We start from the raw sequence: 25,764 nt of genomic DNA, 5'->3' as shown, positions 1-25,764 counted from the left end.
CCGTGCGCCCGGCCACACCCCCACCTCACCGCCGGATCGATCGCCACGGCAGTCCCACAGTGGACGCCTTCCGTCCACGACCCGCCCACCACCTCTCGCCGCCCGGCGGAAGTCCCAGTCCCCTCCCAGGGGTCCTACTGGGGTCTCACTTCGCCGTGACCAGCCCCAACGCCTCCCACTCGTCCGCTCGGGCCACTACTCTCCGGACGCACAGGGAAACCCACGGTGATGACACGGGGTCGCGATGCACGGGAACCAGGACCTGCGCCGACTGATGGCGGAGGCGGAGCTGAGCAACACGGGGCTGGCGAACGCGGTGGTGCGGACCGCCGCGCGGGAGGGCATCCATCTCGGAACCACTCCCACCTCCGTGAAACGGATGCTGCTGGGCTGCCAGCCCCGCGATCCGGTGCCCCGGCTGGTGGCCGCCGCGTTGTCGCGGCGACTCGGCTACCCGGTGACGGTCACCGCCTGCGGGTTCGACGACCACCGAACGGCGGGTGACACCTTTGACGCGCTCCGTCGCGCGTCCACTCCGGGTGGGACGATGGGCACCGTGGTGGAGCTGTCCGGACGCGACCTGAACCGACGCAATTTCCTGCTGGGCTCGGCGTTCACGGCGAGCGCCTTCGCGGAGCCGGCCTGGCTGGCACTGACCGCCCCGCCGCCGGAAGCGACGGCGGCGGTGGGGAGTGGGCGGCGCATCGGTACCGCCGAGATCAAGGTCCTCGGCGAGATGGTGCGGCACTACGAGAGTCTGCAACGCAGGTTCGGCGGCGGTCAGGTGCGAGATCGTGTCGTGCGCTTCGTGCACGATGAGGCCAGGGTGGCGGCGGAGGCCACCTACTCGGAACAGCACGGTCGGGAGCTCTTCTCCACCCTGGCACAGGCCACCTGGTTGGCCGGGCTGACCACGGCCGACAGCGGGCGGCACGCACTGGGCCAGCGGTACTACGCACAGGCCCTGCACCTGGCCACCCAGGCCGGCGACACGCTGTTCGCCGCCAACGTGCTCGCCGAGATGAGCCGGCTGACCATCGACATCGGCAACGCCACCAGCCAGGCGACCGGCGCGGAACACGGCCCGCACGCGGCGGCGCTGGCGCGGTCGGCGCTGCGGATGACCGAGGGCGCGGCCACCCCGAGGTTCGCCGCCTGGCTGCACGCCATCGAAGCCCGGGGGCTCGCCTTCGTGGGCGACGCCCGCTCGGCGCGGCAGGCGATCGAGGAGGCGCAACGCGCCTTCGACCGGCCCGGCCCGCCGGAACCGGAGTGGCTGGCCTTCTACGGCGAGCCGGACCTGATTTCCGATGTCGGCCAGTGTCTGCGGGACGCCGGCCGGCCCCAGCAGGGGCTCGCCCTGCTCGAACAGGCGGCGGCCGCCCTGCCCGAGGACAGGGTGACGGCGCGGGCGAAGACCCGGATCCACATCGCCGCCGCCCACCTGGAACTCGGCGACTACGACCAGGCCGAGTCCGTGGCCGGTCAGGCCTTCGCCGACATGGGCGAGCTGTCCTCGGCCCGCACCGTCGACCGGGTGGTGGCGCTCCGCCAGCGGGCCCGGGGGCGGGGTCGGCATCCGGCGCTGCTCGACCTGGACGAGCGCATCACCGAACTCGTCGGGGAGCGCCCGTCCTCCGGCCCTGGCCCGGCGGGGGTGACCCCCTAGTCGACCGCCTGGTCGTTCGCGGCGCCGCACCCGCCAGGTTCGGCGGCCGGTCGGCCGTGGTCGTCGCCAGCACCGTCAAGGACCGCGAGGGCCGGACCGGCCGGCCGAGGCGCCGCGCCCCCACCGACCGGTCGGGCTCAGCTCAGCGGGAGCCGCCGCCGAACCCGGCGCGGCGCAGCGCGTCGGCCATCGCTCCGCCGCCACTGTCGGCGCGCTCCCGGCGCTGTCCACCCCGGCCGCCCTGCTGACGGCCGCCGCCCTGACGTTGACCGCCCTGGCCCTGACCGCCTCGGCCGCCCTGGCCGCCGCGCCGCTCCCCGGGCTGGCCCCCGGCCTGGGGCAGCTCGTCGTCGAGGCGCAGGGTCAGGGAGATGCGCTTGCGGGTGGCGTCGACCTCCAGCACCTTGACCTTGACGATGTCGCCGGGCTTGGCCACCTCGCGGGGATCGCGCACGAAGTTCCTCGACATCGCCGAGACGTGGACCAGGCCGTCCTGGTGCACGCCGATGTCGACGAAGGCCCCGAAGGCGGCGACGTTGGTGACGACGCCCTCCAGGGTCATGCCGGGACGCAGGTCGGCCAGGGTCTCGACCCCCTCGGCGAAGGCGGCCGTCTGGAACGCCGGACGCGGGTCGCGGCCCGGCTTCTCCAGCTCACCGAGGATGTCGGTCACGGTGGGCAGGCCGACGGCGTCGTCGACGAAGTCGGTGGGGCGCACGGACTTCAGCAGTCGGGTGTTGCCGATCAGACCGGCGACGTCGCTGCCCACCGCGTCCAGGATGCGGCGCACGACGGGGTAGGACTCCGGGTGCACCGCCGAGCTGTCCAGCGGGTCCTCGGCGTCGGGGATCCGGAGGAAGCCGGCGCACTGCTCGAAGGCCTTCGGCCCCAGCCGGGAGACGTCCTTGAGCTGCTTGCGGGAGCGGAACGGACCGTGGGTGTCGCGGTGGAGGACGATGTTCTCCGCCAGTCCCTCACCGATGCCGGAGACCCGGGTCAGCAGCGGGGCCGATGCGGTGTTGACATCCACCCCCACGCCGTTCACGCAGTCCTCGACCACCGCGTCCAGCGACCGCGAGAGCATCGTCTCGGAGAGGTCGTGCTGGTACTGGCCCACCCCGATGGACTTCGGGTCGATCTTGACCAGCTCGGCGAGCGGGTCCTGGAGCCGGCGGGCGATGGAGACGGCGCCGCGCAGCGCCACGTCCAGTTCGGGCAGTTCCTGGGAGGCGTAGGCGGAGGCCGAGTACACCGAGGCGCCCGCCTCGGAGACCATCACCTTGGTCAGCCTCAACTCGGGGTGCCGGCGGATGAGGTCGGCGGCCAGCCGGTCGGTCTCGCGGGACGCGGTGCCGTTGCCGATGGCGACGAGTTCGACGCCGTGGCGCTCGGCGAGGCGCGCGAGGGTGGCGATCGAGGAGTCCCAGCGGTCCTGGGGCTTGTGCGGGTAGATGGTGTCGGTGGCCACGACCTTTCCGGTGCCGTCGACCACGGCGACCTTCACCCCGGTGCGGAAGCCCGGGTCGAGGCCGAGGGTGGGCCGGGTGCCGGCCGGGGCGGCGAGCAGCAGGTCTCGCAGGTTCGCGGCGAAGACGCGGACGGCCTCCTCCTCGGCGGCCTGCCGCAGTCGGGTGCGCAGGTCGATGCCGAGGTGCACCAGGACGCGGGTGCGCCAGGCCCAGCGCACCGAGTCGAGCAGCCAGTGGTCGGCCGGGCGGCCCTGGTCGCCGATGTCGAAGCGGTGCGCGATCCGCTGTTCGTAGCTGCTCGGGCCCTGCGGCGCCTCACCCGGGTTGCTGTCCTCGTCGGGTTCGAGGACGAGGTCGAGCACGCCTTCCTTCTCCCCCCGGAACAGCGCGAGGATCCGGTGGGAGGGGAGTTTGGTGAAGGGCTCGGAGAAGTCGAAGTAGTCGGCGAACTTCGCGCCCTCGTTCTCCTGGCCCTCCCGCACCCGGGCGGCCACCCGGCCCCGGGTCCACATCTCCTCGCGGAGCTCGCCGATGAGGTCGGCGTCCTCGGCGAAGCGTTCCACCAGGATGGCCCGGGCGCCCTCCAGGGCGGCCGTCCCGTCGGCGACGCCCTTCTCGGCGTCGACGTAGTCGGCCGCGACGGCCTTCGGGTCGTGGGTGGGGTCGGCGAGGAGCAGGTCGGCGAGCGGTTCGAGCCCGGCCTCCCTGGCGATCTGCGCCTTGGTGCGCCGTTTCGGCTTGTAGGGCAGGTAGATGTCCTCCAGCCTGGCCTTCGACTCGGCGGCGTTGATCCGCGCCGCGAGCTCGTCGTCGAGCTTGCCCTGCGACCGGATCGACTCCAGGATCGCCGCCCGCCGGTCCTCCAGTTCGCGCAGGTAGCGGAGGCGTTCCTCCAGGTCCCGCAGCTGGGCGTCGTCGAGTGTGCCGGTGGCCTCCTTGCGGTACCTCGCGATGAAGGGCACGGTCGCCCCTCCGTCGAGCAGGTCGACGGCGGCCTGGACCTGGCCCTGCCGCACCCCGAGTTCCTCGGCGATCCTCTGGTGAATGGACATCGTCATCGGTTCTGCATCCGCCCTCTCGCTGATCTCCGGCCTGCATTGTGCCGGTGCGGGCCGGGGGGTGTGGCATCCCCCGCCGGGGTGGTGCCCGAAGATCACCCGGGACGGACGGGCCGGGACGGTGGATCGGCCCGCCGGGGCGGGACATGGCGGTGGCCCCGGGGGCGGCGAACCCCGGGGCCACCGGATCGGGGGTGCGGGGCCGGGGCCCCGCGCCGGTCAGGACGCGATCTGTTCGGCGAGCTGGTCGCTGTGCGCGGCGACGCCGGCGTAGACGCCCGGGTAGCCGGCCTGCGCGCAGCCGTAGCCCCAGGAGACGACGCCCACCAGGGTGCCCTCAACCACCAGCGGGCCGCCCGAGTCGCCCTGGCAGGCGTCCTTGCCGCCTTCCTCGAGCCCGGCGCACAGCATGGTGGCCTCGTCGAACTCGCCGCCGTAGGCGCTGGCGCAGTCCTCGGCGCTGACGAGCGGGACCGTGGTCTCGAGCAGGTAGCGGGAGGCCGCGCCCCCGGAGGACGTGGTGCCCCAGCCGACGACGGTGGCCGCCTCCCCCGGGGTGTGCAGGTCCTCGTCGGCCGGGGTGGCCAGCGGCACCGTCGGGTGGTCCAGCTCGACGTCGAGGGTGAGGACCGAGACGTCGCCGCTGAACGAGGTGCTGTCGTAGTCGGGGTTGATCCAGATGTCGGTGACCTCGGCCTCGTCGCCGTCGGTGCTGTTCTTGTCCTCCCGGCCGGCGACGACCCGGATGTCGGACGGAGCGGAGTCCTCCGTGCAGTGGGCCGCCGTGACGACCTTGTCCGCGGCGACGAGGGAGCCGCCGCAGAACTGCTGGCCGGCCGGCGTCGTCAGGTAGACGGCCCACGGGTAGTCCTCGATGCTGGCCCGCTCGCCGCCCACGATGCGGGTGCTCACCCCGTCGCCGCCCGTGGTGTCCGCGATGGCCGTTCCCGCTCCGGCGGCGGCCACGGCGGCGGTGGCCGCGACCAGGGTGGACCAGCGTCGTGCCCGACCTGCTCTCATGAACTCTCCCTCCCCGAGGGGTGGTGGGCGGCAAAAAACCGACCACACCGTCGAATGTGTGGATCGTTCACATCCAAGCCGACCGACCGGCGGCCGGGACAGGTCCGTTCGGACCAATCCGCGTACCCGCGACCGGACAACCAGACACGATCCAGACGTCGACGAGCGAGCGACCGCCACCCTCCGGGACGGGCGTCCGCGCCTCAGCCGTCGAGCACCCGGGTGACCAACGCCGTGTCGACCTCCGCGAGCGTGGCCGGCGACCAGCGCGGCCGGCGGTCCTTGTCCACCAGCTGCGCCCGCACCCCCTCGTGGAAGTCGTGGCTGTGCGCGGCCCACGCCGCCACCCGCAGCTCCCGGGCCAGGCACTCCCGCAGCGAGGAGGCGGCACCGCGCCGGAACAGGCCGGCAGCGAGGTGCAGGCTGGTCGGTGACATCGCCGCCAGGGTCGCCAAGGTGGCGCGCGCCCACTCCTGGTGCGGCCCGGCCTCCGCCTCCAGCCGCGCGACGACCTCCTCGACCGAGTCGGCGGCGAAGCACCGGTCGACGGCCTCGGCCACCGGCGCGAGCTCCGACACCGGCGGGGGCGTGGCGAACCCGGCGACCACCTCCGCCGCGGTCCCGGTTCCCAGCGCGGCGACCAGGTCGGGCAGCCGCTCGGCGGGAACGTGGTGGGTGGCCAGCCCGGTGTCCACGGCAGCCCCTGCTCCGATGTGGACACCGGTGAGTCCCAGGTGGCGGCCGGACGCGCCCCGCAGCCGGGGCAGGAAGTAGGTGGACCCGACGTCGGGGAAGAAACCGATGCCGGTCTCCGGCATCGCCAACCGGGACCGTTCGGTGACGACCCGGATCGACCCGTGCGCGGAGATGCCGAGCCCACCACCCATCGCGATCCCGTCGAGCAGGGCGACGTAGGGCTTGGGGTACTCGGCGATCAAGCCGTTGAGGGCGTACTCGGCGCGGAAGAACTCGGCCACGTTCTCCTCGTCACCGGCCAGGCTGGCCGCCCGGGCCGCCCGGATGTCCCCGCCAGCGCAGAAGGCGCGGGGTGAGCCGCCGGCCACCAGGACGGTCCGGACCTCCGGGTCGTCGCGCCAGCCGTCCAGCACCCTCGTCATCTCCCGGATCATGTCCAGGTCCAGGGCGTTCAGGGCCGCCGGCCGGTCCAGGACCAGCCGCCCGACCCCGTCGACGACCTCGTGCCGCACCGTGTCCACTGGGGACCTCCTGTCCGCTCGTCGTCGGTGTCCCGTGACGCCGACCTCGCCCGAGCCTGCCCGAGGAAGGGCCGGCCCGGGCGACCGGGGCCGTCGCGACGACGGGGACCTGGCTGGCCCCGCCGCCGGATCAGAACGGGTTGATGGACACGGTGATCCCGGCCGGCGCGTGGTCCTGGACGTAGGAGGCGAAGTCACCGACGTCGTCGAAGGCGAACCCGTAGACCTTCCCGTCGACCATGTTCTCGTGCAGCACCCGCGAGTAGTGGTTGCTGGTCTGGTCGAGGTAGAAGGCGTCCGGGTCCAGGATCGGCGCCCGCGCGCTGTCCAGCAGCGTCGACCGGTTCAGGCTCGCGCCGAGCACGGCGGCCACCGGCCCCGAGATCCCGTCGTTGGGCGCGTGCAGGGCTCCGTCGCAGAACAGCACGTCGCGGGTCGTCGGCTTCTCGAAGGGGCTGACGCCGCCGGTGAAGGTGAACAGCCCGCCCTGGACCTGCCCGGTGAAGTCGGTGTGGTTCGCGGTGACGGTGAGCGTGTCGCTCTGGTACCTGTTCCAGACGGCGTCCACGTAGGAGTCGTAGAAGGTGGGGGAGAACAGGCCGGAGTCGATGCCGTGGCTCGGCGCGATGACGCGCAGGTCGTCGACGACGAGGTTGGCGAAGTCCGGGTTGCCCCGCATCGCCGCGAAGACGGCCTCGCGCCCCCCGTCGACGAGGAAGCCGGTGCGCTGCGTCTCGCTGCCCGTCAGCTCGATGCCCAGCGGCATGCTGAACATGTCGACCTTGGTGGTGTTGCAGTACATGCCGGTCGCGTCGTAGGTGAACTCCATGCAGTCGTGCAGGATCCGGTAGTTCGGGTCGCTCTCGACCCACCCCGCCGGGTAGGCCAGGGTGTCGTCGGGGTTGACGCGGAACCGGATCTTCTCCGTCACCGAGAAGTAGGCCCGGCCGGAGAAGTTGATCGGCAGGTCGAACCGGGTGTCCCCCGCACCGTTGAGCGGGATGGCGTAGTCGGCGAAACCGTCGGCGTCGTTGTCGGAGGCGGACACGTAGGCGAGCGTCCCGTCCGGTGTCATCCGCACCGGGCGGTCCGAGGGCAGTTCGCGTCCCACGAGGTGCATCCACAGCGCGCTGTTCGGGTACCGCCCGCTGTCGTTGACCACGGTGAACGGCAGCGAGTTGGGCACCCGCGCGGCGGCCGGGGCGACAGGCCCGGACGCGGCGGAGACGGTTCCGCTCCCGATCAACGCGCCGCTGGTGGCGGTGGCGGCGAGGCCGCCGAGGAACATTCGCCTGGTCACCATGGTGGTGGTCTCCGTTCTCTTCGCCCGGTGGGGAAAGGCAGGGGCGGCTTCCCGTGACGCGGCCCGGTGTAACGGTGATCTGGGCACCATCTGAGCTGGCCCGTCGACGCCCTTCAATCGGCCGGACGGCGTAGCGGCCGGGCAGCTGGGCCAACGCGGAACAGGACAGCGGACAGCGTCCCGGCTCCCGGTGCCCCAGCGCTGGCCACCGGACGCTGGGCGGGTGTTCAGCACCGTCCTACCTGCACCGATCCCGAACCACGACCGGCGGCCGAGCGCCCGGGCGTGGGACACCGGACCCTTCCGCCCGAACCGGACAGGTCGGGGGTCGTGCACCACCACCGGAGTTCCCCGCCGGTGCTCCTGCCCGGCGAACCGGCGTCCGAGACGCCTCGGCCCCCACCACGACCGGAACGCCCGAACCGTCCTCGGCCCGCACACGATCGCGGGACCGCACCCGCCCCCCCGGCCGGCACCCCGCCAGCGCCGGCACACCGCGGCTTTCCCCGCCAGCGCCACCCCCGCCGACCGGATGCCGTTCCGATCACAACCCCTTGACCTCAAGCGCGGTTCAGGTCGGAGGGTGGGCTGGTACCCACGACGGAACGACGAACAGGACCGACGATGGCCCCCTACACCCTGCCGGATCTGGACTACGACTACTCGGCGTTGGCCCCGGCGATCACCGGCGAGATCAACGAGCTGCACCACTCCAAGCACCACGCCGCCTACGTCAAGGGCGCCAACGACACGCTGGAGAAGCTCGCGGCGGCGCGGGAGGCCGACGACTTCGGCTCCATCGTGGGCCTCCAGACCACGCTCGCGTTCAACCTCGCCGGTCACGCCCACCACGTGATCTGGTGGAAGGTCCTGTCGCCGAACGGCGGCGACAAGCCGGTGGGGGAACTCGCGGCCGCCATCGACGAGGAGTTCGGCTCCTTCGACCGGTTCCGCGCCCAGTTCAACGCCGTCGCCACCACCATCCAGGGCAACGGCTGGGCCGTCCTCGCCTGGGACCCGATCGGGCAGCGGCTGATCACCCAGCAGATCAGGGACCACCACGCGAACTCGGTGCTGCCGTCGGTGCCGATCCTGCTGTTCGACGTGTGGGAGCACGCCTTCTACCTCCAGTACCGCAACGTCAAGCCCGACTACGTCAACGCGCTGTGGAACGTCGTCGACTGGGCCGAGGTCGGTCGCCGCTTCGAGGACGCCCGCGCCGGGCGCAACGGTCTGCTGCTGCCCTGAGCCCACCCGACCGGGCCGCCCCTCCCCCACCGGACGGGCGGCGCGTCCGGTAGCCCCGCTCGACGCGGGGCCGTCCGCCCGGCACCCCCGATCAGCGGTGCCGGGCGGACGGAAGACCGGACAGACCGGCGGCGTCGACGTGACGGACGTCCTGCCGTACCCCACGATGGGATGACCACGCCTCGACAGCGCCGGTCGGGAGGAGCCCAGGATGAGCAGGAGCACCGAGCGATCCGCAGGATCCGCACTGTCCCGGCGCGCCGCGCTCGGGGCAGCCGGCGGACTGGGACTGCTGGGCGTGACGGGCATCGCCGGGACGAGCCAGGCCTCGACCGCCGACGGTCCCGGCACGCACCCCGCCACCGGGCCGCGCCCACCCGTCGGGGAGGCCACCGGCCGCCTGTACGAGATCCGCGCCGGTCGGCACGCCGTCGTCGTCGCGGGCGTCGCGGCGACCCTGCTGTCCTGGAAGGTCGACGGCGAGGAACGGCTGCTCACCCACGAACCCCACTCGGTGGGCGACAGCTACCAGGGCAAGACCATCGTGCCCTGGCCCAACCGCATCGACCGCGGCCACTACACCTTCGACGGCGCGGAGTACCAGGTCCCCGTCAACGAACCCGAGCGGAACACCGCCCTGCACGGCCTGGTGAACTGGGTGGAGTGGGAACCCGTCGAGCACTCCCGGGACCGGGTGGTGCTCGACTACCAGCTCCACCCCCAGTACGGGTACCCCTTCCGGCTCGGCCTGCGCATGGAGTACGCGGTCAGCGCGCGGGGCATCCGTGCCCGGCTCACCGCGACCAACCTCGGGCGGGCGCGGGCGCCGTTCGGCGCGGCGTTCCACCCGTACTTCCAGCTGGGCTCGGAGACGATTGACGACATGCGGGTCCGGCTGCCCGCCGACGCCTACTACACGGTCGACGACCGACTGCTGCCCACCGGGATCGCCGAGGTCGACGGGACCGGCATGGACTTCCGCGTCCCCCGCGAGCTCGGCACGACCGAGTTGGACACCGCCTACACCCGGCTCCTCCGCGAGGCGGACGGCACCGCCGTGACCCGGCTGAGCCGCCGGGGCGGCCCGACCATCGAGCTCTGGGTGGACGAGAACTACCGCTACCTCCAGGTCTACACCGACGACGGCCCACCGCCCGGCCGCGCGGGCCGGGCCGGTATCACCGTCGAACCGATGACCTGCGCCCCGGACGCGTTCAACTCCGGTGACGGGCTCGTGCTGCTCGACCCCGGAGCGGAGTTCCACGGGAGCTGGGGGCTGCGCTCCGCCTGACACCGACCCGGTCCGCCGCTCCCGGTCGGTGCGGCGGGCAGGACGGCCGATGCCCGGGCCGCGCCGGCCGGACCACCCGGTACGGGGCTCCCGGGCGGCTCACTCCGCGGTGTGCGCGAGGATGCGGTCGGCCAGGACCCCGTGCAGGGCACCGGGAAGCGCGTGCCCCAGCCCCGCCACCTCCCACAGGACGGCACCGGGGATGAGGTCGGCCAGGTGCCGCCCGTGCGGCGGCGGGTTGAGCGGATCGAGCTCCCCCTGGACCACCAGAGTCGGCACCCGAACGCCGCGCAGTTCCCGGCCCCGCTCGGTCGGCACGGGTTCCGCCGCGCCGTGCGCGCTCGGCTGCTCGAGGGTGCCGGCGTGCTCGATGGCGCGCTCCTCCCAGCGGCGGAACTCGGCCGCGTCGAACACCGAGGGCCCGGCGAGGGCCCGCCACTCCTCGACGCGGCGGTCCAGCGCGGCCGCCCGGTCCGAGGGCGGCTCGGCCCGCCGGGCCAGCACGTCGAGCACGTCCCGGCGGGGCAGGGGCAGACCGCCCGGGTCGGGTTCCCCGGTGTGGGCCCGCCGCAGGTTGCCCACGAAGTCCACGTCGAGCGCCGCCCCCAGCATCAGGGTGAGGCCGCGCAGCCGCTCCGGGTGGTCCAGCGCGAGCAGCTGGCCGAGGGTGCTGCCGAGCGAGAGACCCACCACGTGCGCCGACCGCAGCCCCCAGCCGTCGAGCACCCCCAGCGCGTCCTCCGCCAGCCGGGCCACCGGGTACGGCGCGTCGGAGAACGGCCGGGTGGTGGACCTGCCGGTGTCACGGTGGTCGTAGCGCAGGACCCGTCGCCCGCCGTCGACGAGGCGGGCGACGAACTCGTCCGGCCAGCCCAGCGCCGAGGAGTTCGCGCCCGCCACGAGCAGCACCGGGGGGTTCGCGGGGTCACCGATGCTCTCGGTCCACAGCTCCACGTCCCCCACCGGCAGCCTGCGGGACGACCTCACGCCGCCCGCACCTCCCGCAGCAGCTCGGCGACCCCGTCCAGCGGGAACGGGTCCTCCAGGGAGACGATCAGCTCCTGGGCACCGGCCTCGACGTAGTCCCGCCACGTCTCGAGTTCGTGCGGGCGGATGAGGACCGTGCGGTGGACCTCCCGGGGGTCACGGCCCACCCGTTCGCACCACTCGTCCAGCACCCGGTTCTTGTGCGCGAAGTTGTCCGGCGGGCCGAAGGCGTTCCAGGCGTCCGCGTGCTCGGCCACCAGCCGCAGCGTCACCTTCTCCCCGGAACCGCCGATCAGGATCGGCATCGGGCCGGCCGGGCCGGGGTTGAGCACCGAGAGCCGCTGCTTGATCACCGGCAGGTCGGTCTCCAGCTTCCGGAGGCGGCCGATCGCCGTGCCGAAGGTGTAGCCGTACTCGGTGTAGTCCCGTTCGAACCACCCGGAACCGATGCCGAGGATGAACCGGCCCCCGCCGAGCTGGTCGATGGTCCGGCTCATGTCGGCCAACAGGTTGGGGTTGCGGTAGCTGTTGCAGGTGACCAGGGCACCGAACCGGATGCGGGACGTCTCGACCGCCATCGCGGCCAGCAACGCGTAGGCCTCGAAGTGGGCGGCGTCCGGGTCACCGTGGAGTGGGTAGAAGTGGTCCCAGACGTAGGCGGTGTCCAGCCCCAGTTCGTCGGCCCCCGTCCAGGCGCGGCGCAGCGCCTCGGTCGTGGTGGCCTGGGGTTCGAGCTGGACACCGATCTTCACCTGCTGCACGCGCTATCTCCAGACTGCTGTGAGCCGACCGATGTGGACGCGGAACCGGGACGGGAAGGCGTTTCCCGCTCCACGAGCGGGACCGGCGGCGGTCCCGCTGCCGAGACTAGCCACCAGCACGCCCGGCGGTCACCCGCATTCCCCCGTGTGCCGCGGTTGGCCTCGTCCGGCCACCGCCCGTCACACCACCGCCGGCACCCCCCGTCAGTCGGCCAACGCCTCGGCGAGCTGGGGAAGCAGCAGGTCGAGCGCGTAGGGCAGGCTGAGGACGGTGCCCATCGAGAACGCGTTCTGCGCGTCGGCGTCGCTGAGCACGATCATCCGCCCCTCCCGCGCCATCGCGGTCCCCTGGAGCAGGGTGTCCTGCTCGATGCGCTCGGCCGGCTGCATGCTGACGACGACGCAGACGTCCGCCTCCAGCAACCCGGCCTCCTCCCGGGAGACGTCCACGGTGAAACCGTCACCACCGCGCAGCTCCTCGATCGCCGGCGAGTTGACGAACCCGAGGTCCCGCAGGGTGTCCACCCGGGTGTCACCCTCCACGTAGGCGGCGTACGACGCCTCGTCCCACCACACCACCGAACAGGTGCGCCCCTCGAACTGGGGGTACCGCGCCCGGGCATCGGCGAAGGCGTCCTCCACCTCACCGATGAGGGCCTGGCCCTCCTCCGGGCGCCCGAGCACCTCGGCGATGAGCCGGGTCTGGTCGCGCCAGTGGGTGCCGTAACTGATGTCGGTGGCCGGCCCGGACAGGGTCGGCACGAGTTCGGCGAACATCTCGTACACCGACCGGTCGTTGTCCGACTTGGTCATGGTGACCAGGTCCGGCCGCTGGGCGAGGATGCCCTCCGGGGAGAACTCGGGGCCGGTGAGCACCTCGACCTCGCCGTCCCCCCGCCTCTCCCGGGCCCACGGCCCGAACCCGTCGTCGTAGGCGCGGAACCAGTCGACCGAAGCCACCGGCACCACTCCCAGCGCCAGCAGGGTGTCGCCGTCCCCCCACCCGAGGGCCACCACCCGTTCCGGGGCCCGGTCCAGCTCGGTCGTCCCGAACTGGTGGTCCACCGAGGTGGGGAAACCCTCGGCGGCGGGTGCCCCGCTGGCCCCGGCCCCGGTGTCACCACCCGACCCGTCGGCGCAGCCGGCGAGCAACGCGACCGTCGCCCCGGCACCCCCGATCAGGAAGTGCCGCCTGGTCAGGCCACGGGTACGGACGCTGGGGAACCGGTTCATGCTGCTGTGCTCTCCTCGCGCGGAACGGCTGCCACCCGGGGTCTCCCGGGTGGCGGACGCGATCCGCCACCCGACCGCGACCAAGCCAAGGCTAACCTCACCACGCTCCGCTCCCACGGGCGGCGGGTGGGGCGACCACCGCTCCGGCGGCCACCCCACCCCAGCGGTCAGCGGGTCAGGAACTCGCCGTCCAGTAGAGAGCCCTGGCCACCTGCGAGTACAAACCCTTCGGGTGATCCCGGAACAGGGGTTCCGTGCCGAACAGCACGGTCGGTGTCCCCGCGCCACCGACGCCGGACACCACGGCCGGCCGCCCGGCCGCCTCCACCTGACCGCCGGTGCCGTCCTGCTCGGGTCGCCAGTGGCCCGCCACGAGCGGCGCGTCCGGGCCGTACCGCTGCTCCACGGTCACCCCGTCGCCGAGGCCCTCGAACCACAGGGGTGAGTAGACGAAGGAGTGCGGGGCCGCACCGGAGCCGACCCACCCGTCACCGGCGCCGACCTCGACGATGCCGTTGGCGTCGGAACGGCCCCGGACGACGTCGACGGGCAGCAGGCCGGCCTCGGTGTTGAACCGGGCCCCGACCGCGCCGCGCGTCACCACCCCACCGCTGCCCAGGAACTCCGTGAGGTCCGCGCGTGCCTCCTCGCGGAGACCGGACAGCTCCAGACCCGCCGACACGTAGAGCACGTCCACCCGGCGCCAGTCGAACCCCTCGTTGAGGACGGCGGTCGACACCGGCCGCACCTCGAACCCCATACCGCGCAACGCGACCAGCTCGTCCGGTGACACGGCCGCGGCCACCACCGGCCGCTGTCCCACGGGAGTCCGTTCGTCACCGCTCGGGGCCTCGGTGAAGCGCACACCGTGCTCACGGGACGCGGCCAACGCGTCGGCGCGCGCCGACGCCGGCACCACGATGACGCCCTCGGACGACCTGTGCACCTGGTGACCCCGGCCGAGCAGGTCGTTCACGGCCCGGATGTCACTGCCGTCGGTGAGGGCGACGGCGAGGTCCCGGCCCGGGGCGACGTCCACGCCACCCGAGGCCACCGGCTCCTCCACGGGACGGGAACGCACCGTCAGCCCACCCCGCACCGGCGCCACCTCGGCCCCCCACAACAACCCGTGGCTCAGCGCCGAGTTCGCGTAGGTCCTGGGCACCCGCTCGGTCAGATCGGCACCGTCCTCCAGCAGCGAGTTCGCGATCGCGCGGCGAGGCTGCCGCAGGTCCACCAGGTACGAACCGGGTGGGTACTCCTCCCGCCCCACGCGGAAGCCAGCTTCGGTGCGCCGCACCTCAACACCGTTGTCCAGCAACAGGTTCACCAGGCGCGCCGCCGCCGGCTCCGAGATGCCCTCCCCGGCCGCCGGGATCACGTAGCCCCGGGGGAACTCGGTGGTGTACCGGTCCGCCTCCCCGAAGCCGGGGATGTAGTCGTCGGGGATGCGCCGCTGCTGCTCCCCGGCCCCCGCGCGGCGGAAGAACTCGATCTGGTCGGCGACCAACTCGTCCCGGTTGGCGTCCACGTAGTCGATGGTGCTCAGGATGGTCGCCTCGGCGACGTCGGTGTTCACCGCCGCCCTGCGGCGGAGCTCCGCCACCGGCTGGTTCTCGTAGTCCTGCCGGTTCACCCGCAACGGGACCTCGACGGTGTGACCGTGGGTGCCCTGCAACATCGCGTACATCGGCGTGTACATCGGCAGCCAGTCGTCCCAGTCACCCGGCGCGCGGTCCCGGATCGGGATGTCGGCCCGCTGGGTCTCGGGGTGGCCGAGCCCGGCGATGGCCCGTTCCATGCCCAACGCGTTGGGCCAGGCGTGCTTGAGGTACAGGTCGTACTCGGCGTTCTGCACGTGCGGGGCGGTGTTCGGGCTCAGCAGCGTCGGGTTCACGTAGCCGTGCAGGTCCAACATCACCAGCGACTGGCCGTTGATCGCCACCTTCCGCACGGCCTCCGTCTCCGGGTTGGCCACCGTCACGAAGTCGCGGTTCAGGTCGAAACCGGCCGCGTTCTGCCGGGTGCCGGCCACCCGGCCGTCCGGGTTGTGCGAGACCGTGAAGTAGAGCCTGGACGTCTCCAACAGCCGGAGGTCCTCGGGGTCCTCGCTGGTGGCCAGCTGTTCGATGACGCGGAGCGACCCGTCGGTGCCCTCCCACTCGTCACCGTGGATGTTGGCGTTGAACCACATCGGGGCCTTGTACCCGGCGCGGAGTTCCTCGTCCGCCGCCGCGGCGCGGGGGTCGGTGCGGATCGCGTCCCGCCACCGCCGCTGCCGGGCGCTGTCCTCCGGGGTCTCGGGGGCGGTGAGGGTGACGAGGTAGATGTCACGCCCGAGCACCGACTCGCCGAGCACCTCGACGGAGACCCGGTCGCTCTCGGCCTGGAGGTCGTTGAGCCGGGGAGCCAGCTCGTGGTACGGGACGAGGCCCAACTTGACCGACCTGTCGGCCGGGTCGTCGGGGTAGATCCGCAACTGGGTCCGCCGGGGGTACCCGCGTTCGTCCGACTCGGAGAAGGAGCTGGGCGTCCCGGCCTCCACTCGCTCCCCCGGGGTGCCCGGCCGGTTCTCGCCACGCGGTCGCACCCGGGCAGGGTCGGCCAGGTCCGCCGCGAGGACCGCGTCCCGGTCCGAGACGTCCACCCCTGGCGGGGCGTCGGGAGGCGGTGGCTCGGCCGCGGTGGCGGGAGGTGCCGCCGCGGCCGTGGCCGCGACCAGGGCCGCGACGAGCAACCCGGCGGTGGGACGGGAGATGCGCACATGAACTCCTGTGGTGGCGGTGATCCGGTCACCGGTACCCAAGACCGAGTGGGACCGCCGGTCAACGGCGTCCCAGGCAGTGGTCAGGGACTTGCCGACCGCGTCGTTCCCCGCTCTCGACGTCTCCCCTGGTCCTCGGCCGGCCAGCACGGCCACCCCCGCCCCCGGGACAACCGCGTCCAACGGCCGGTGGCCGGTTCCCGTCAGGGAGCCGGCCACCGGTGGACGCGAGGTGGGTTCGCGAGGAGGACCCGGTCAGCTCGCCGGCGGCACGTACAGCAGGCGGTTGGTGGAACCGGTGCCCGGGTTGGTCACGATGCCGCTGGTGCCCCACGACTGGAGCGCGCTCTTCACCTGGGCGGGAGTGGCGCCGGGGTTGCTCTGGAGGTAACGGGCGGCGGCACCGGCCACGTGCGGGGACGCGAAGGAGGTGCCGTTGCCGGTGTAGGTGCCACCCGCGCGCCAGGCGGAGGTGATGTTGGAACCGGGTGCGAAGATGTCGACCTTGCCGAAGTTGGAGTACGAGGCGCGGGCGTCGGTGCTGGTGGTCGCCCCGACCGTGATCGCCGGGCCGACCCGGGCCGGCGAGTAGTTGTTGGCGTTGCCGTTGTTGTTCCCGGCCGCCACCACGTGGGTGACGCCGCTGTTGATGGCGTTGACGACGGCCTGGTCAAGGGCGGTGGACACGCCGCCACCCAGGCTCAGGTTCGCGACCGAGGGACCGCTGGCGTTCGCGGCCACCCAGTTCACGCCGGCGACGACCCCGGCGGTGGTGCCGCCACCGGTGGCACCGAGGACCTGCACGGCCACGATCCGCGCGTTCTTGGCCACACCGAACTGGGACCCGGCGACGGTGCCCGCCACGTGCGTCCCGTGCCCGTTGCCGTCCTCGGCGTTGGGCGTGTTGTTGACGAAGTTGTAGCCGTAGCTCGCCCGACCGCCGAAGGTCGGGTGGCTGATGTTGACGCCGGTGTCCAGCACGTACACGGTGACGCCGCTACCGGTGGTGGTGTACTCGTACCGGTTGTCCAACGGCAGGTTCCGCTGGTCGACGCGGTCGAGGCCCCAGGACGGCGGGTTGGTCTGCACGGCCTGGACGCCCACGTCACGCGTGGTGGCCGGGGCGGCGGTCAGGTCGATGCTCACCCGCTGGTTCTGCTCGACGTAGGCCACCGACGGGTCGGCGGCCAGCCGGCGGGCCTGCCCCTCGGTGAGCGCGGCCTCGAAACCCTGGATGGCCGTGGAGTAGGTCCGCTCGACGCTGCCGCCGTACTGGGTGACCAGCCCGTCGGCGGTGGCGGTCACGCCGGAGGCCAGCCGAGGGCTCGTCTCGTCGAGCACGACCAGGTAGCTGCCCTTGATCGCCCGTGCCGAGTCCGCGTGCAGCACCTTCCCGACCTGGTCCGCCGTCGGGTTGGCACCGGCCGCCCCGGTCAGCGCGGTCAGTGACAGCGCGACGGCGGCTCCGACACCGCCGAACGTCCGTAGGTAGTTCCGCCAGTTGTTCGTCATCCCTGAATCCCTTCCGGGTACGGTTCCGCCGCGTCCGGGCATGCGAAACCGAAACCGATCACCGTTACTCCCGATCACCACGAATTACGTCACAAGAACGAAACACGGAACACTGTTGGCGGTAATTCGTGATGCTGCACCGATGCTAGGAAGAAAACAGGGCGGTGGAAAGGACCGGGTTTTGACACTTAACAGATGAGCGCCGTCGCCCAGTTCCCGGACTCCGGAATTCACGGCACGCGGGGGCTGCCACGGGAGAACGCCCCGCACTAACGTCAGCCGGAGTGCGATCCGACTGCGAGGAGTGAGCATGATCGGTGCCACGTGGAGTACGAGCGACCAGGTCGACGGGGACGGAACCCGCCAGACCACCGACCGCACATCACCGGCTGACGAGCCATTCCCCAGCACCCTGCGAGCGGCGATCGCGGCGAGCGGGCTCAGCCTCGACCGCATCAGGTACCGGCTGGAGCAGCACGGTCACCACATCAGCGTCGCCACGCTCAGCTACTGGCAGTCCGGCCGCAGCCGGCCCGAACGGCGGGAATCGCTGAACGCGTTGCGGCAGCTGGAAAGCCTGCTCACTCTGCCGCCGACCGCTCTCCGTTCCCTGCTCGGCCCACCCAGACCCAGGGGAAGAAACAGGCGATTAACAATCCCGTCCATCGCGTCGCTGTGGCCGGAGGTGCCGGCGGTGCCCGAGCTGCTGTCCTCATTCGACATCCGGTCGGACACCATGCTGGAACGAATCAGTCACCACGACCATTATTCGATCGGCGGCTCGGGCGACGTCCGCCGAATTCGGACGCGGCAGGTGCTCCGCGCCCGGGGGGAGGGGCCGGACCGCTGCCTCGTCGTGTTCGACCCGGAACGCCCCGGCCTGCCCAGCCTCACCCCGCACGCCATCCGCAACTGCCGGGTGGGCAGGGTGGCCCGGTCCGGTGGCACCGGGCTGGTGGTGGCCGAACTCGTGCTGCCGGGGCCGTTGGCCAGAGGGGCGACCACCATCCTGGAGTTCGAGCTGCGCGCCCAGCCGGGCAGGCCCGCCGCCACGCGGACGACGGAGTGTTCCAGGAGGTTCGTCGCTCCGGTGCGGGAGTACCTGTTGGAGGTGTCCTTCTCCCCCGAGGCCCTTCCCGTGGCCCCGCACCGTTTCGTCCGCCCCGCCGATCGGCGCAAGGCCCCGTCGCGGTCGCCTCTGACCTTGGGACCGGAGCAGTGCGCGCACGTGGTCGAGCTGGACGTGCCTCCCGGGACGGTCGGCATCTCCTGGGGGTGGCCGGCACCGTGAGCACGCGCCGTCCGTCACGAGGTCTTCGCCGGCACCGGCCCCGTTCGGACCGGAGGGTGATGGCGGGAGACCGCCGCGGAACCGCCACTCGGGTCTCTCGCCGGTGAGCGGGAGGCTTCTCCCCGGCCGGAGTGCCGGGGAGGAGCGGCCGCCCGACGACGGACGGGACGGGGACCGGTCCTCCGTCGGCCTGATGCCCTGGCGCGCCGGCCGGGCAGTGGATGCGTGACACCTTCGGCGACCCGGCGTTCCCGGCTGGCCGACCTCCGCCGCCAGGCCCACCCGCTGATTCCGTTCGACGGAGCCCTCGACCGTTCGAGGGACTGGCCGTTCCCCTCGTTCGACGTGGCCTCGGAACCCGCACGTCCGTGGAGCAGGTGCGCTCGCCACCGACGACCGGGGACCGGATCGCCAGCGGTGACGGTCACGCCCGAAGCCGACCGCGGGTTCGCCAGTCGACCGCTGGTTCGTCTCGTCGACCCCGACCACGACCAGTCAGCCGTCCCTGACGCTGCCCCAGTCCCGGGTCACCGGGAAGGCCCCGGAGGGGACGCCGAGGCCGCCCTCGGGGCGGTGCGCGCCGCTGGGCCACCACCCCGTCCGGCGAGCCGAGCCGCCAGTCGTGGGGTCCGCCGTCCGAGGGCGGTCACGGCCTCGGGGACCACCCCACGGCGAAGGCCGGCTGCCTGCCTCCTGGTCGTCCATCTGCGCCCCCTAGGCGGGGGCCGCCGGACGGGTTCCGGGCAGACGGGACCGTGGCCGTCACTGGGTGGGGACCGCACAGGGGAACGGACAGCACCGGGAACGCCTGACCAACCCTGGCGGTGGAACGGTTCGGCACCGCTCGGACGCCGACCAACCCGCCCCTCCCCCGAACGCGGAGCTCCGGTTCCTGGGCGCACAAAAAAGTGGGTGGAGGAGAACCGGGAGCACCCACCAGGTGCTCAACCACATTCCCCTCCACCCACCGGTGAAAGAAAGTTCGGCGGCGTCCTACTCTCCCACACCCCCACAGGTGCAGTACCATCGGCGCTGAAAGGCTTAGCTTCCGGGTTCGGAATGGGACCGGGCGTTTCCCTCTCGCTATCACCACCGAAACACTCTAACCAACACCCCACCCCAACCAACCCCAGGGCAGGGAGCCAGTTGCACTCCCAGAATCACACAGTGGATGCGTAACACCTTCGTAGACAAGCCCTCGGCCTATTAGTACCGGTCAACTCCACACGTTACCGTGCTTCCATCTCCAGCCTATCAACCCAGTCGTCTACTGGGGGCCTTACCCCAACAAAGTGGGTGGGAGACCTCATCTTGGAACAGGCTTCCCGCTTAGATGCTTTCAGCGGTTATCCCTTCCGAACGTAGCCAACCAGCCATGCACCTGGCGGTACAACTGGCACACCAGAGGTTCGTCCGTCCCGGTCCTCTCGTACTAGGGACAGCCTTCCACAAGTCTCCAACGCGCGCGGCGGATAGGGACCGAACTGTCTCACGACGTTCTAAACCCAGCTCGCGTGCCGCTTTAATGGGCGAACAGCCCAACCCTTGGGACCTACTCCAGCCCCAGGATGCGACGAGCCGACATCGAGGTGCCAAACCATGCCGTCGATATGGACTCTTGGGCAAGATCAGCCTGTTATCCCCGGGGTACCTTTTATCCGTTGAGCGACACCGCTTCCACCAGCCAGTGCCGGATCACTAGTCCCGACTTTCGTCCCTGCTCGACCCGTCAGTCTCACAGTCAAGCTCCCTTGTGCACTTACACTCAACACCTGATTGCCAACCAGGCTGAGGGAACCTTTGGGCGCCTCCGTTACCCTTTGGGAGGCAACCGCCCCAGTTAAACTACCCACCAGGCACTGTCCCTGAACCAGATCATGGTCCGAGGTTAGACACCCAGTACGACCAGAGTGGTATTTCAAGATTGACTCCACGACCACTAGCGTGACCGCTTCCCAGTCTCCCACCTATCCTACACAAGCCGAACCGAGCACCAATACCAAGCTATAGTAAAGGTCCCGGGGTCTTTCCGTCCTGCCGCGCGTAACGAGCATCTTTACTCGTAGTGCAATTTCGCCGGGCCTGTGGTTGAGACAGCGGAGAAGTCGTTACGCCATTCGTGCAGGTCGGAACTTACCCGACAAGGAATTTCGCTACCTTAGGATGGTTATAGTTACCACCGCCGTTTACTGGCGCTTAAGTTCTCAGCTTCGCCCCGAAGGACTAACCGGTCCCCTTAACGTTCCAGCACCGGGCAGGCGTCAGTCCGTATACATCGTCTTACGACTTCGCACGGACCTGTGTTTTTAATAAACAGTCGCTTCTCCCTGGTCTCTGCGGCCACACAACGCTAGCCCGCGAAGGGCTTCACGCCACACGGCCCCCCTTCTCCCGAAGTTACGGGGGCATTTTGCCGAGTTCCTTAACCACAGTTCACCCGATCGCCTTGGTATTCTCTACCTGACCACCTGTGTCGGTTTGGGGTACGGGCCGCGTAGACACTCGCTAGAGGCTTTTCTCGGCAGCATGGGATCACCCTACTTCGCCTCATTCGGCTATGCATCACGTCTCACCATTAACAGAGAAGCGGATTTGCCTACCTCTCCTGGCTACACGCTTACACCAGTACTACCACTCACTGGCGGGGCTACCCTCCTGCGTCACCCCATCACTTGGCTACTACCAGCTCAGATCCCGCGCATGGCCACCACCCCACCCGAAAGCAGGACAGCACCACGGGCGGTTAGTATCACCAGCCTCGCCAGGGACGCATCCACACGGGTACGGGAATATCAACCCGTTGTCCATCGACTACGCCTGTCGGCCTCGCCTTAGGTCCCGACTTACCCTGGGCGGAATAACCTGGCCCAGGAACCCTTGGTCATCCGGCGGCAGAGTTTCTCACTCTGCTTTCGCTACTCATGCCTGCATTCTCACTCCCACACCGTCCACACCCGCTCACGCGACTGCTTCACCCAGTGCAGGACGCTCCCCTACCCATCCACACACCTACACCCACCCCCCAAAAGGGACAGATGGAGCTCTACATGTGAATGACACGGCTTCGGCGGTGCGCTTAAGCCCCGCTACATTATCGGCGCAGGACCACTTGACCAGTGAGCTATTACGCACTCTTTCAAGGATGGCTGCTTCTAAGCCAACCTCCTGGTTGTCTGGGCGACCCCACATCCTTTTCCACTTAGCGCACACTTAGGGGCCTTAGCCGGCGTTCTGGGCTGTTTCCCTCTCGACTACGAAGCTTATCCCCCGCAGTCTCACTGCCGCGCTCTCACACACCCGCATTCGGAGTTTGGCTGACGTCAGTAACCTTGTCGGGCCCATCGGCCATCCAGTGCTCTACCTCGGATGAGAAACACACGACGCTGCACCTAAATGCATTTCGGGGAGAACCAGCTATCACGGAGTTTGATTGGCCTTTCACCCCTACCCACAGCTCATCCCCCAGGTTTTCAACCCTGGTGGGTTCGGGCCTCCACGCGGTCTTACCCGCGCTTCACCCTGGCCATGGGTAGATCACTCCGCTTCGGGTCTAGGACACGCGACTCTGACGCCCTGTTCAGACTCGCTTTCGCTACGGCTACCCCACCCGGGTTAACCTCGCCACGTATCACTAACTCGCAGGCTCATTCTTCAAAAGGCACGCCATCACCCCACAACGGAGGCTCTGACGGATTGTAGGCACATGGTTTCAGGTACTATTTCACTCCCCTCCCGGGGTACTTTTCACCTTTCCCTCACGGTACTAGTCCGCTATCGGTCATCAGGGAGTATTTAGGCTTAGCGGGTGGTCCCGCCAGATTCACAGCAAATTCCACGAGCTCGCTGCTACTTGGGATCCCCTCCAGGAGACACAGTGCTTTCACGTACGGGAGTATCACCCTCTACGCTGACGCTTTCCAGACGTCTTCCGCTAACACCATGTTTTCTGACTCCTCGCCGAGATGGCAGCCTCGACCGGTGGGTCCCACAACCCCGCATACGCAACCCCTGCCAGGTATCACACGTACACGGTTTAGCCTCATCCGCTTTCGCTCGCCACTACTCACGGAATCACGGTTGTTTTCTCTTCCTACGGGTACTGAGATGTTTCACTTCCCCGCGTTCCCTCCACACACCCTATATATTCAGGTGCGGGTGACCAGACATGACTCTGGCCGGGTTTCCCCATTCGGAAATCCTCGGATCACAGCTTGGTTGACAGCTCCCCGAGGCCTATCGCGGCCTCCCACGTCCTTCATCGGCTCCTGATGCCCAGGCATCCACCATGTGCCCTTACTTACTTGACCACAAAGATGCTCGCATCCACTGTGTAATTCTCAAAGAACAACCGGCCACCACCCCCACACCAGCACCACCAACCCCGCACACCCACCAGGGGCACGCCAGACGGTATGGCACTCGGGGACAGCACCACCAGAAGACCCACGCACCACGCGTGTTCCCTCAGGACCCAACAGTGCACCGACCACACCACCACCCCACCACACAGCAGCTTTCCCCACCCCCACCCGAAAGCAGGAGCCGTACTCACCACCACACAGCAGAACAGCCATGCGGGTAACCAGCAGTCCACAATTCCACTGAGCAGTCACCCCCAGAACACACGCCTGAGACAGTGACCACCCCACCACCGAAGCAGTGGGATACATGCTCCTTAGAAAGGAGGTGATCCAGCCGCACCTTCCGGTACGGCTACCTTGTTACGACTTCGTCCCAATCGCCAGTCCCACCTTCGACCGCTCCCCCCACAAGGGTTGGGCCACGGGCTTCGGGTGTTACCGACTTTCATGACGTGACGGGCGGTGTGTACAAGGCCCGGGAACGTATTCACCGCAGCGTTGCTGATCTGCGATTACTAGCGACTCCGACTTCACGGGGTCGAGTTGCAGACCCCGATCCGAACTGAGACCGGCTTTAAGAGATTCGCTCCACCTTGCGATTTCGCAGCCCTCTGTACCGGCCATTGTAGCATGTGTGAAGCCCTGGACATAAGGGGCATGATGACTTGACCTCATCCCCACCTTCCTCCGAGTTGACCCCGGCAGTCTCCCATGAGTCCCCACCATTACGTGCTGGCAACATGGAACAAGGGTTGCGCTCGTTGCGGGACTTAACCCAACATCTCACGACACGAGCTGACGACAGCCATGCACCACCTGCACACTGACCTTACGGAAACCCCATCTCTGAGGCGATCCAGTGCATGTCAAACCCAGGTAAGGTTCTTCGCGTTGCATCGAATTAATCCACATGCTCCGCCGCTTGTGCGGGCCCCCGTCAATTCCTTTGAGTTTTAGCCTTGCGGCCGTACTCCCCAGGCGGGGCGCTTAATGCGTTAGCTACGGCACGGAGGACGTGGAAATCCCCCACACCTAGCGCCCACCGTTTACGGCGTGGACTACCAGGGTATCTAATCCTGTTCGCTCCCCACGCTTTCGCTCCTCAGCGTCAGTATCGGCCCAGAGACCCGCCTTCGCCACCGGTGTTCCTCCTGATATCTGCGCATTCCACCGCTACACCAGGAATTCCAGTCTCCCCTACCGAACTCAAGTCTGCCCGTATCGACTGCACGCCCACAGTTAAGCTGTAGGTTTTCACAGTCGACGCGACAAACCGCCTACGAGCTCTTTACGCCCAATAATTCCGGACAACGCTCGCACCCTACGTATTACCGCGGCTGCTGGCACGTAGTTAGCCGGTGCTTCTTCTGCGCCTACCGTCACTTTCGCTTCTTCGGCGCTGAAAGAGGTTTACAACCGAAGGCCGTCATCCCTCACGCGGCGTCGCTGCGTCAGGCTTTCGCCCATTGCGCAATATTCCCCACTGCTGCCTCCCGTAGGAGTCTGGGCCGTATCTCAGTCCCAGTGTGGCCGGTCGCCCTCTCAGGCCGGCTACCCGTCGTCGCCTTGGTAGGCCATTACCCCACCAACAAGCTGATAGGCGCGGGCCCATCCTGCACCGCCGGAACTTTCCACCCACCCCCATGCGGGGAAGGTCGTATCCGGTATTAGCCCCGGTTTCCCGAGGTTATCCCAGAGTGCAGGGCAGGTTGCCCACGTGTTACTCACCCGTTCGGCCGCTCGTGTACCCCGAAGGGCCTTACCGCGTCGACTTGCATGTGTTAAGCACGCCGCCCAGCGTTCGTCCTGAGCCAGGATCAAACTCTCCATAAAGGTTTGATTCTGTTACATTCGACGCATGACACTCACACCCACCCCGGAGGGGCAGGAGATGCCACCGTCCACTCAAAGGAACTCCTCTAACGAGGTTCATATTTAGCTCTACTGGCTATTATATCGGTACACTGTTGAGTTCTCAAAACACACGCCACACCAGAACCCCCACCCCACATCGTGGGCCCGTCGTCCTGGACGCACTCTTCTCGTATCTGAAGCTTGTGTCCGGTAACCCCCCACCCACGTTCCCGTGATGTCCCATCCGGTGTTTCAGGGAGTTCCCGTTTTTCGCTGGAACCAGCTTAGCATTTCGTTTCCACCGGGTCAAATCCGGGGTTTCCGTGGAAACCGCCGTTTTCTCAGCGGAACCGGAATCACCGTTGACCACCCTTCCGGGAAGGCCGTCGCTGTTTCCGTCGTGTTGTGTTGTCAACGCTACCAGACCGTGTTTCCGGTGTTTCCCGGGGGTGTCGGTGTCACCGTGGTGAACCGTGCACCGTTTCCGGTGGACCGGTGTTTCTTTCCGGTCTGGCCGTTCCACCGTATCGGTCGGTGTTTCCTGGTGTCAAATCCGGTGTTCACCGGGTTTGGCCTGGTCACGACCGTTTCCGAATATCGTGGAACTGTGTTGTCAATGTGTGGTTCCGGGCAGCACCGTGTGTGCGGTGTTTTCCGGTTCCGGGTCAACGTAACCGATCTTCGTTCGTTCCGTCAACTCGGCGCTTTCGACCGGTTGGCGGTGAA

At 69.2% G+C, this 25,764-nt stretch carries 14 protein-coding genes and 3 rRNA genes; 5 read left to right on the top strand and 12 right to left on the bottom strand.

Features of this window, described 5'->3' with window-relative positions; translation table 11 throughout:
* Positions 1-244: 244 nt before the first annotated feature.
* Positions 245-1,669 (top strand): NsdA family TPR-like regulatory protein, encoded by a 1,425-nt coding sequence (locus tag G443_RS00085; RefSeq protein WP_026419166.1) that lies wholly within the window; start codon positions 245-247, stop codon positions 1,667-1,669.
* 142 nt (positions 1,670-1,811) lie between these two features.
* Here G443_RS00085 and G443_RS00080 read toward each other — a convergent pair whose 3' ends face one another.
* From G443_RS00080 to G443_RS00065, 4 genes are all read right to left on the bottom strand, one after another.
* Positions 1,812-4,196: a Tex family protein gene (locus G443_RS00080; RefSeq protein ID WP_035292278.1), complete on the bottom strand. Its 2,385-nt coding sequence runs from the start codon at positions 4,194-4,196 to the stop codon at positions 1,812-1,814.
* A 219-nt stretch (positions 4,197-4,415) separates the two neighbouring features.
* Positions 4,416-5,216 carry a S1 family peptidase gene (locus G443_RS00075; protein ID WP_026419164.1) on the bottom strand — a complete coding sequence of 267 codons (801 nt, stop codon included), beginning with the start codon at positions 5,214-5,216 and terminating at the stop codon, positions 4,416-4,418.
* A gap of 203 nt (positions 5,217-5,419) precedes the next feature.
* Positions 5,420-6,433 (bottom strand): enoyl-CoA hydratase/isomerase family protein, encoded by a 1,014-nt coding sequence (locus G443_RS00070; protein WP_026419163.1) that lies wholly within the window; start codon positions 6,431-6,433, stop codon positions 5,420-5,422.
* Positions 6,434-6,563: 130 nt separating this feature from the next.
* Entirely contained in the window at positions 6,564-7,736 is a 1,173-nt protein-coding gene (locus G443_RS00065) for a beta-1,3-glucanase family protein (protein WP_026419162.1), read from the bottom strand.
* Between the two features lie 624 nt (positions 7,737-8,360).
* Here G443_RS00065 and G443_RS00060 point away from each other — a divergent pair.
* Both G443_RS00060 and G443_RS00055 read left to right on the top strand, forming a co-directional pair.
* On the top strand, positions 8,361-8,984 hold the full coding sequence (locus tag G443_RS00060; RefSeq protein ID WP_026419161.1) for a superoxide dismutase: 624 nt from the start codon (positions 8,361-8,363) through the stop codon (positions 8,982-8,984).
* 211 nt (positions 8,985-9,195) lie between these two features.
* Positions 9,196-10,275 carry an aldose 1-epimerase family protein gene (locus G443_RS00055; RefSeq protein ID WP_051314042.1) on the top strand — a complete coding sequence of 360 codons (1,080 nt, stop codon included), beginning with the start codon at positions 9,196-9,198 and terminating at the stop codon, positions 10,273-10,275.
* A 99-nt stretch (positions 10,276-10,374) separates the two neighbouring features.
* Here G443_RS00055 and G443_RS00050 read toward each other — a convergent pair whose 3' ends face one another.
* The 5 genes from G443_RS00050 to G443_RS00030 all read right to left on the bottom strand — a co-directional run bounded on the left by G443_RS00050 (position 10,375) and on the right by G443_RS00030 (position 17,532).
* Positions 10,375-11,262: an alpha/beta fold hydrolase gene (locus G443_RS00050; protein ID WP_051314041.1), complete on the bottom strand. Its 888-nt coding sequence runs from the start codon at positions 11,260-11,262 to the stop codon at positions 10,375-10,377.
* Positions 11,259-12,023: an LLM class F420-dependent oxidoreductase gene (locus tag G443_RS00045; RefSeq protein ID WP_026419158.1), complete on the bottom strand. Its 765-nt coding sequence runs from the start codon at positions 12,021-12,023 to the stop codon at positions 11,259-11,261. The genes G443_RS00050 and G443_RS00045 overlap by 4 nt, the downstream gene beginning before the upstream one ends.
* A gap of 204 nt (positions 12,024-12,227) precedes the next feature.
* Entirely contained in the window at positions 12,228-13,256 is a 1,029-nt protein-coding gene (locus G443_RS00040) for an iron-siderophore ABC transporter substrate-binding protein (protein ID WP_030107508.1), read from the bottom strand.
* A 175-nt stretch (positions 13,257-13,431) separates the two neighbouring features.
* On the bottom strand, positions 13,432-16,239 hold the full coding sequence (locus G443_RS00035; protein ID WP_245588833.1) for a M14 family zinc carboxypeptidase: 2,808 nt from the start codon (positions 16,237-16,239) through the stop codon (positions 13,432-13,434).
* Positions 16,240-16,275: 36 nt separating this feature from the next.
* A complete protein-coding gene (locus G443_RS00030; protein WP_026419155.1) occupies positions 16,276-17,532 on the bottom strand; it encodes a S8 family peptidase in 1,257 nt (418 codons plus the stop codon).
* 310 nt (positions 17,533-17,842) lie between these two features.
* Here G443_RS00030 and G443_RS00025 point away from each other — a divergent pair, with 310 nt between their 5' ends.
* On the top strand, positions 17,843-18,823 hold the full coding sequence (locus G443_RS00025; protein WP_081715491.1) for a hypothetical protein: 981 nt from the start codon (positions 17,843-17,845) through the stop codon (positions 18,821-18,823).
* Positions 18,824-19,803: 980 nt separating this feature from the next.
* On the opposite strand, the gene rrf is transcribed toward G443_RS00025, so the two are convergent.
* The 3 genes from rrf to G443_RS00010 all read right to left on the bottom strand — a co-directional run bounded on the left by rrf (position 19,804) and on the right by G443_RS00010 (position 25,017).
* A 5S ribosomal RNA gene (rrf, locus tag G443_RS00020) occupies positions 19,804-19,920 on the bottom strand.
* Between the two features lie 89 nt (positions 19,921-20,009).
* A 23S ribosomal RNA gene (locus G443_RS00015) occupies positions 20,010-23,130 on the bottom strand.
* 372 nt (positions 23,131-23,502) lie between these two features.
* Positions 23,503-25,017 (bottom strand): 16S ribosomal RNA (locus G443_RS00010).
* Together the 16S, 23S and 5S rRNA genes form the textbook arrangement of a ribosomal RNA operon.
* A gap of 256 nt (positions 25,018-25,273) precedes the next feature.
* On the opposite strand from G443_RS00010, the gene G443_RS00005 reads away from it, so the two are divergent.
* On the top strand, positions 25,274-25,764 hold a 491-nt coding region (locus G443_RS00005; RefSeq protein ID WP_253860083.1), incomplete at its 3' end, for a hypothetical protein.

The organism is Actinoalloteichus caeruleus DSM 43889 (assembly GCF_000429185.2).
In the GTDB taxonomy this organism is placed as follows: Bacteria; Actinomycetota; Actinomycetes; order Mycobacteriales; family Pseudonocardiaceae; genus Actinoalloteichus_B; species Actinoalloteichus_B caeruleus.
This window is presented reverse-complemented; position numbering and strand designations above follow the sequence as displayed.

Excerpts from the sequence above, each read along its gene's own strand:
- G443_RS00085 (WP_026419166.1), top strand. The coding sequence starts at position 245 with ATGCACGGGAACCAGGACCTGCGCCGACTGATGGCGGAGGCGGAGCTG.
- G443_RS00080 (WP_035292278.1), bottom strand. The coding sequence starts at position 4,196 with ATGACGATGTCCATTCACCAGAGGATCGCCGAGGAACTCGGGGTGCGG.
- G443_RS00075 (WP_026419164.1), bottom strand. The coding sequence starts at position 5,216 with ATGAGAGCAGGTCGGGCACGACGCTGGTCCACCCTGGTCGCGGCCACC.
- G443_RS00065 (WP_026419162.1), bottom strand. The coding sequence starts at position 7,736 with ATGGTGACCAGGCGAATGTTCCTCGGCGGCCTCGCCGCCACCGCCACC.
- G443_RS00060 (WP_026419161.1), top strand. The coding sequence starts at position 8,361 with ATGGCCCCCTACACCCTGCCGGATCTGGACTACGACTACTCGGCGTTG.
- G443_RS00055 (WP_051314042.1), top strand. The coding sequence starts at position 9,196 with ATGAGCAGGAGCACCGAGCGATCCGCAGGATCCGCACTGTCCCGGCGC.
- G443_RS00040 (WP_030107508.1), bottom strand. The coding sequence starts at position 13,256 with ATGAACCGGTTCCCCAGCGTCCGTACCCGTGGCCTGACCAGGCGGCAC.
- G443_RS00030 (WP_026419155.1), bottom strand. The coding sequence starts at position 17,532 with ATGACGAACAACTGGCGGAACTACCTACGGACGTTCGGCGGTGTCGGA.
- G443_RS00025 (WP_081715491.1), top strand. The coding sequence starts at position 17,843 with ATGATCGGTGCCACGTGGAGTACGAGCGACCAGGTCGACGGGGACGGA.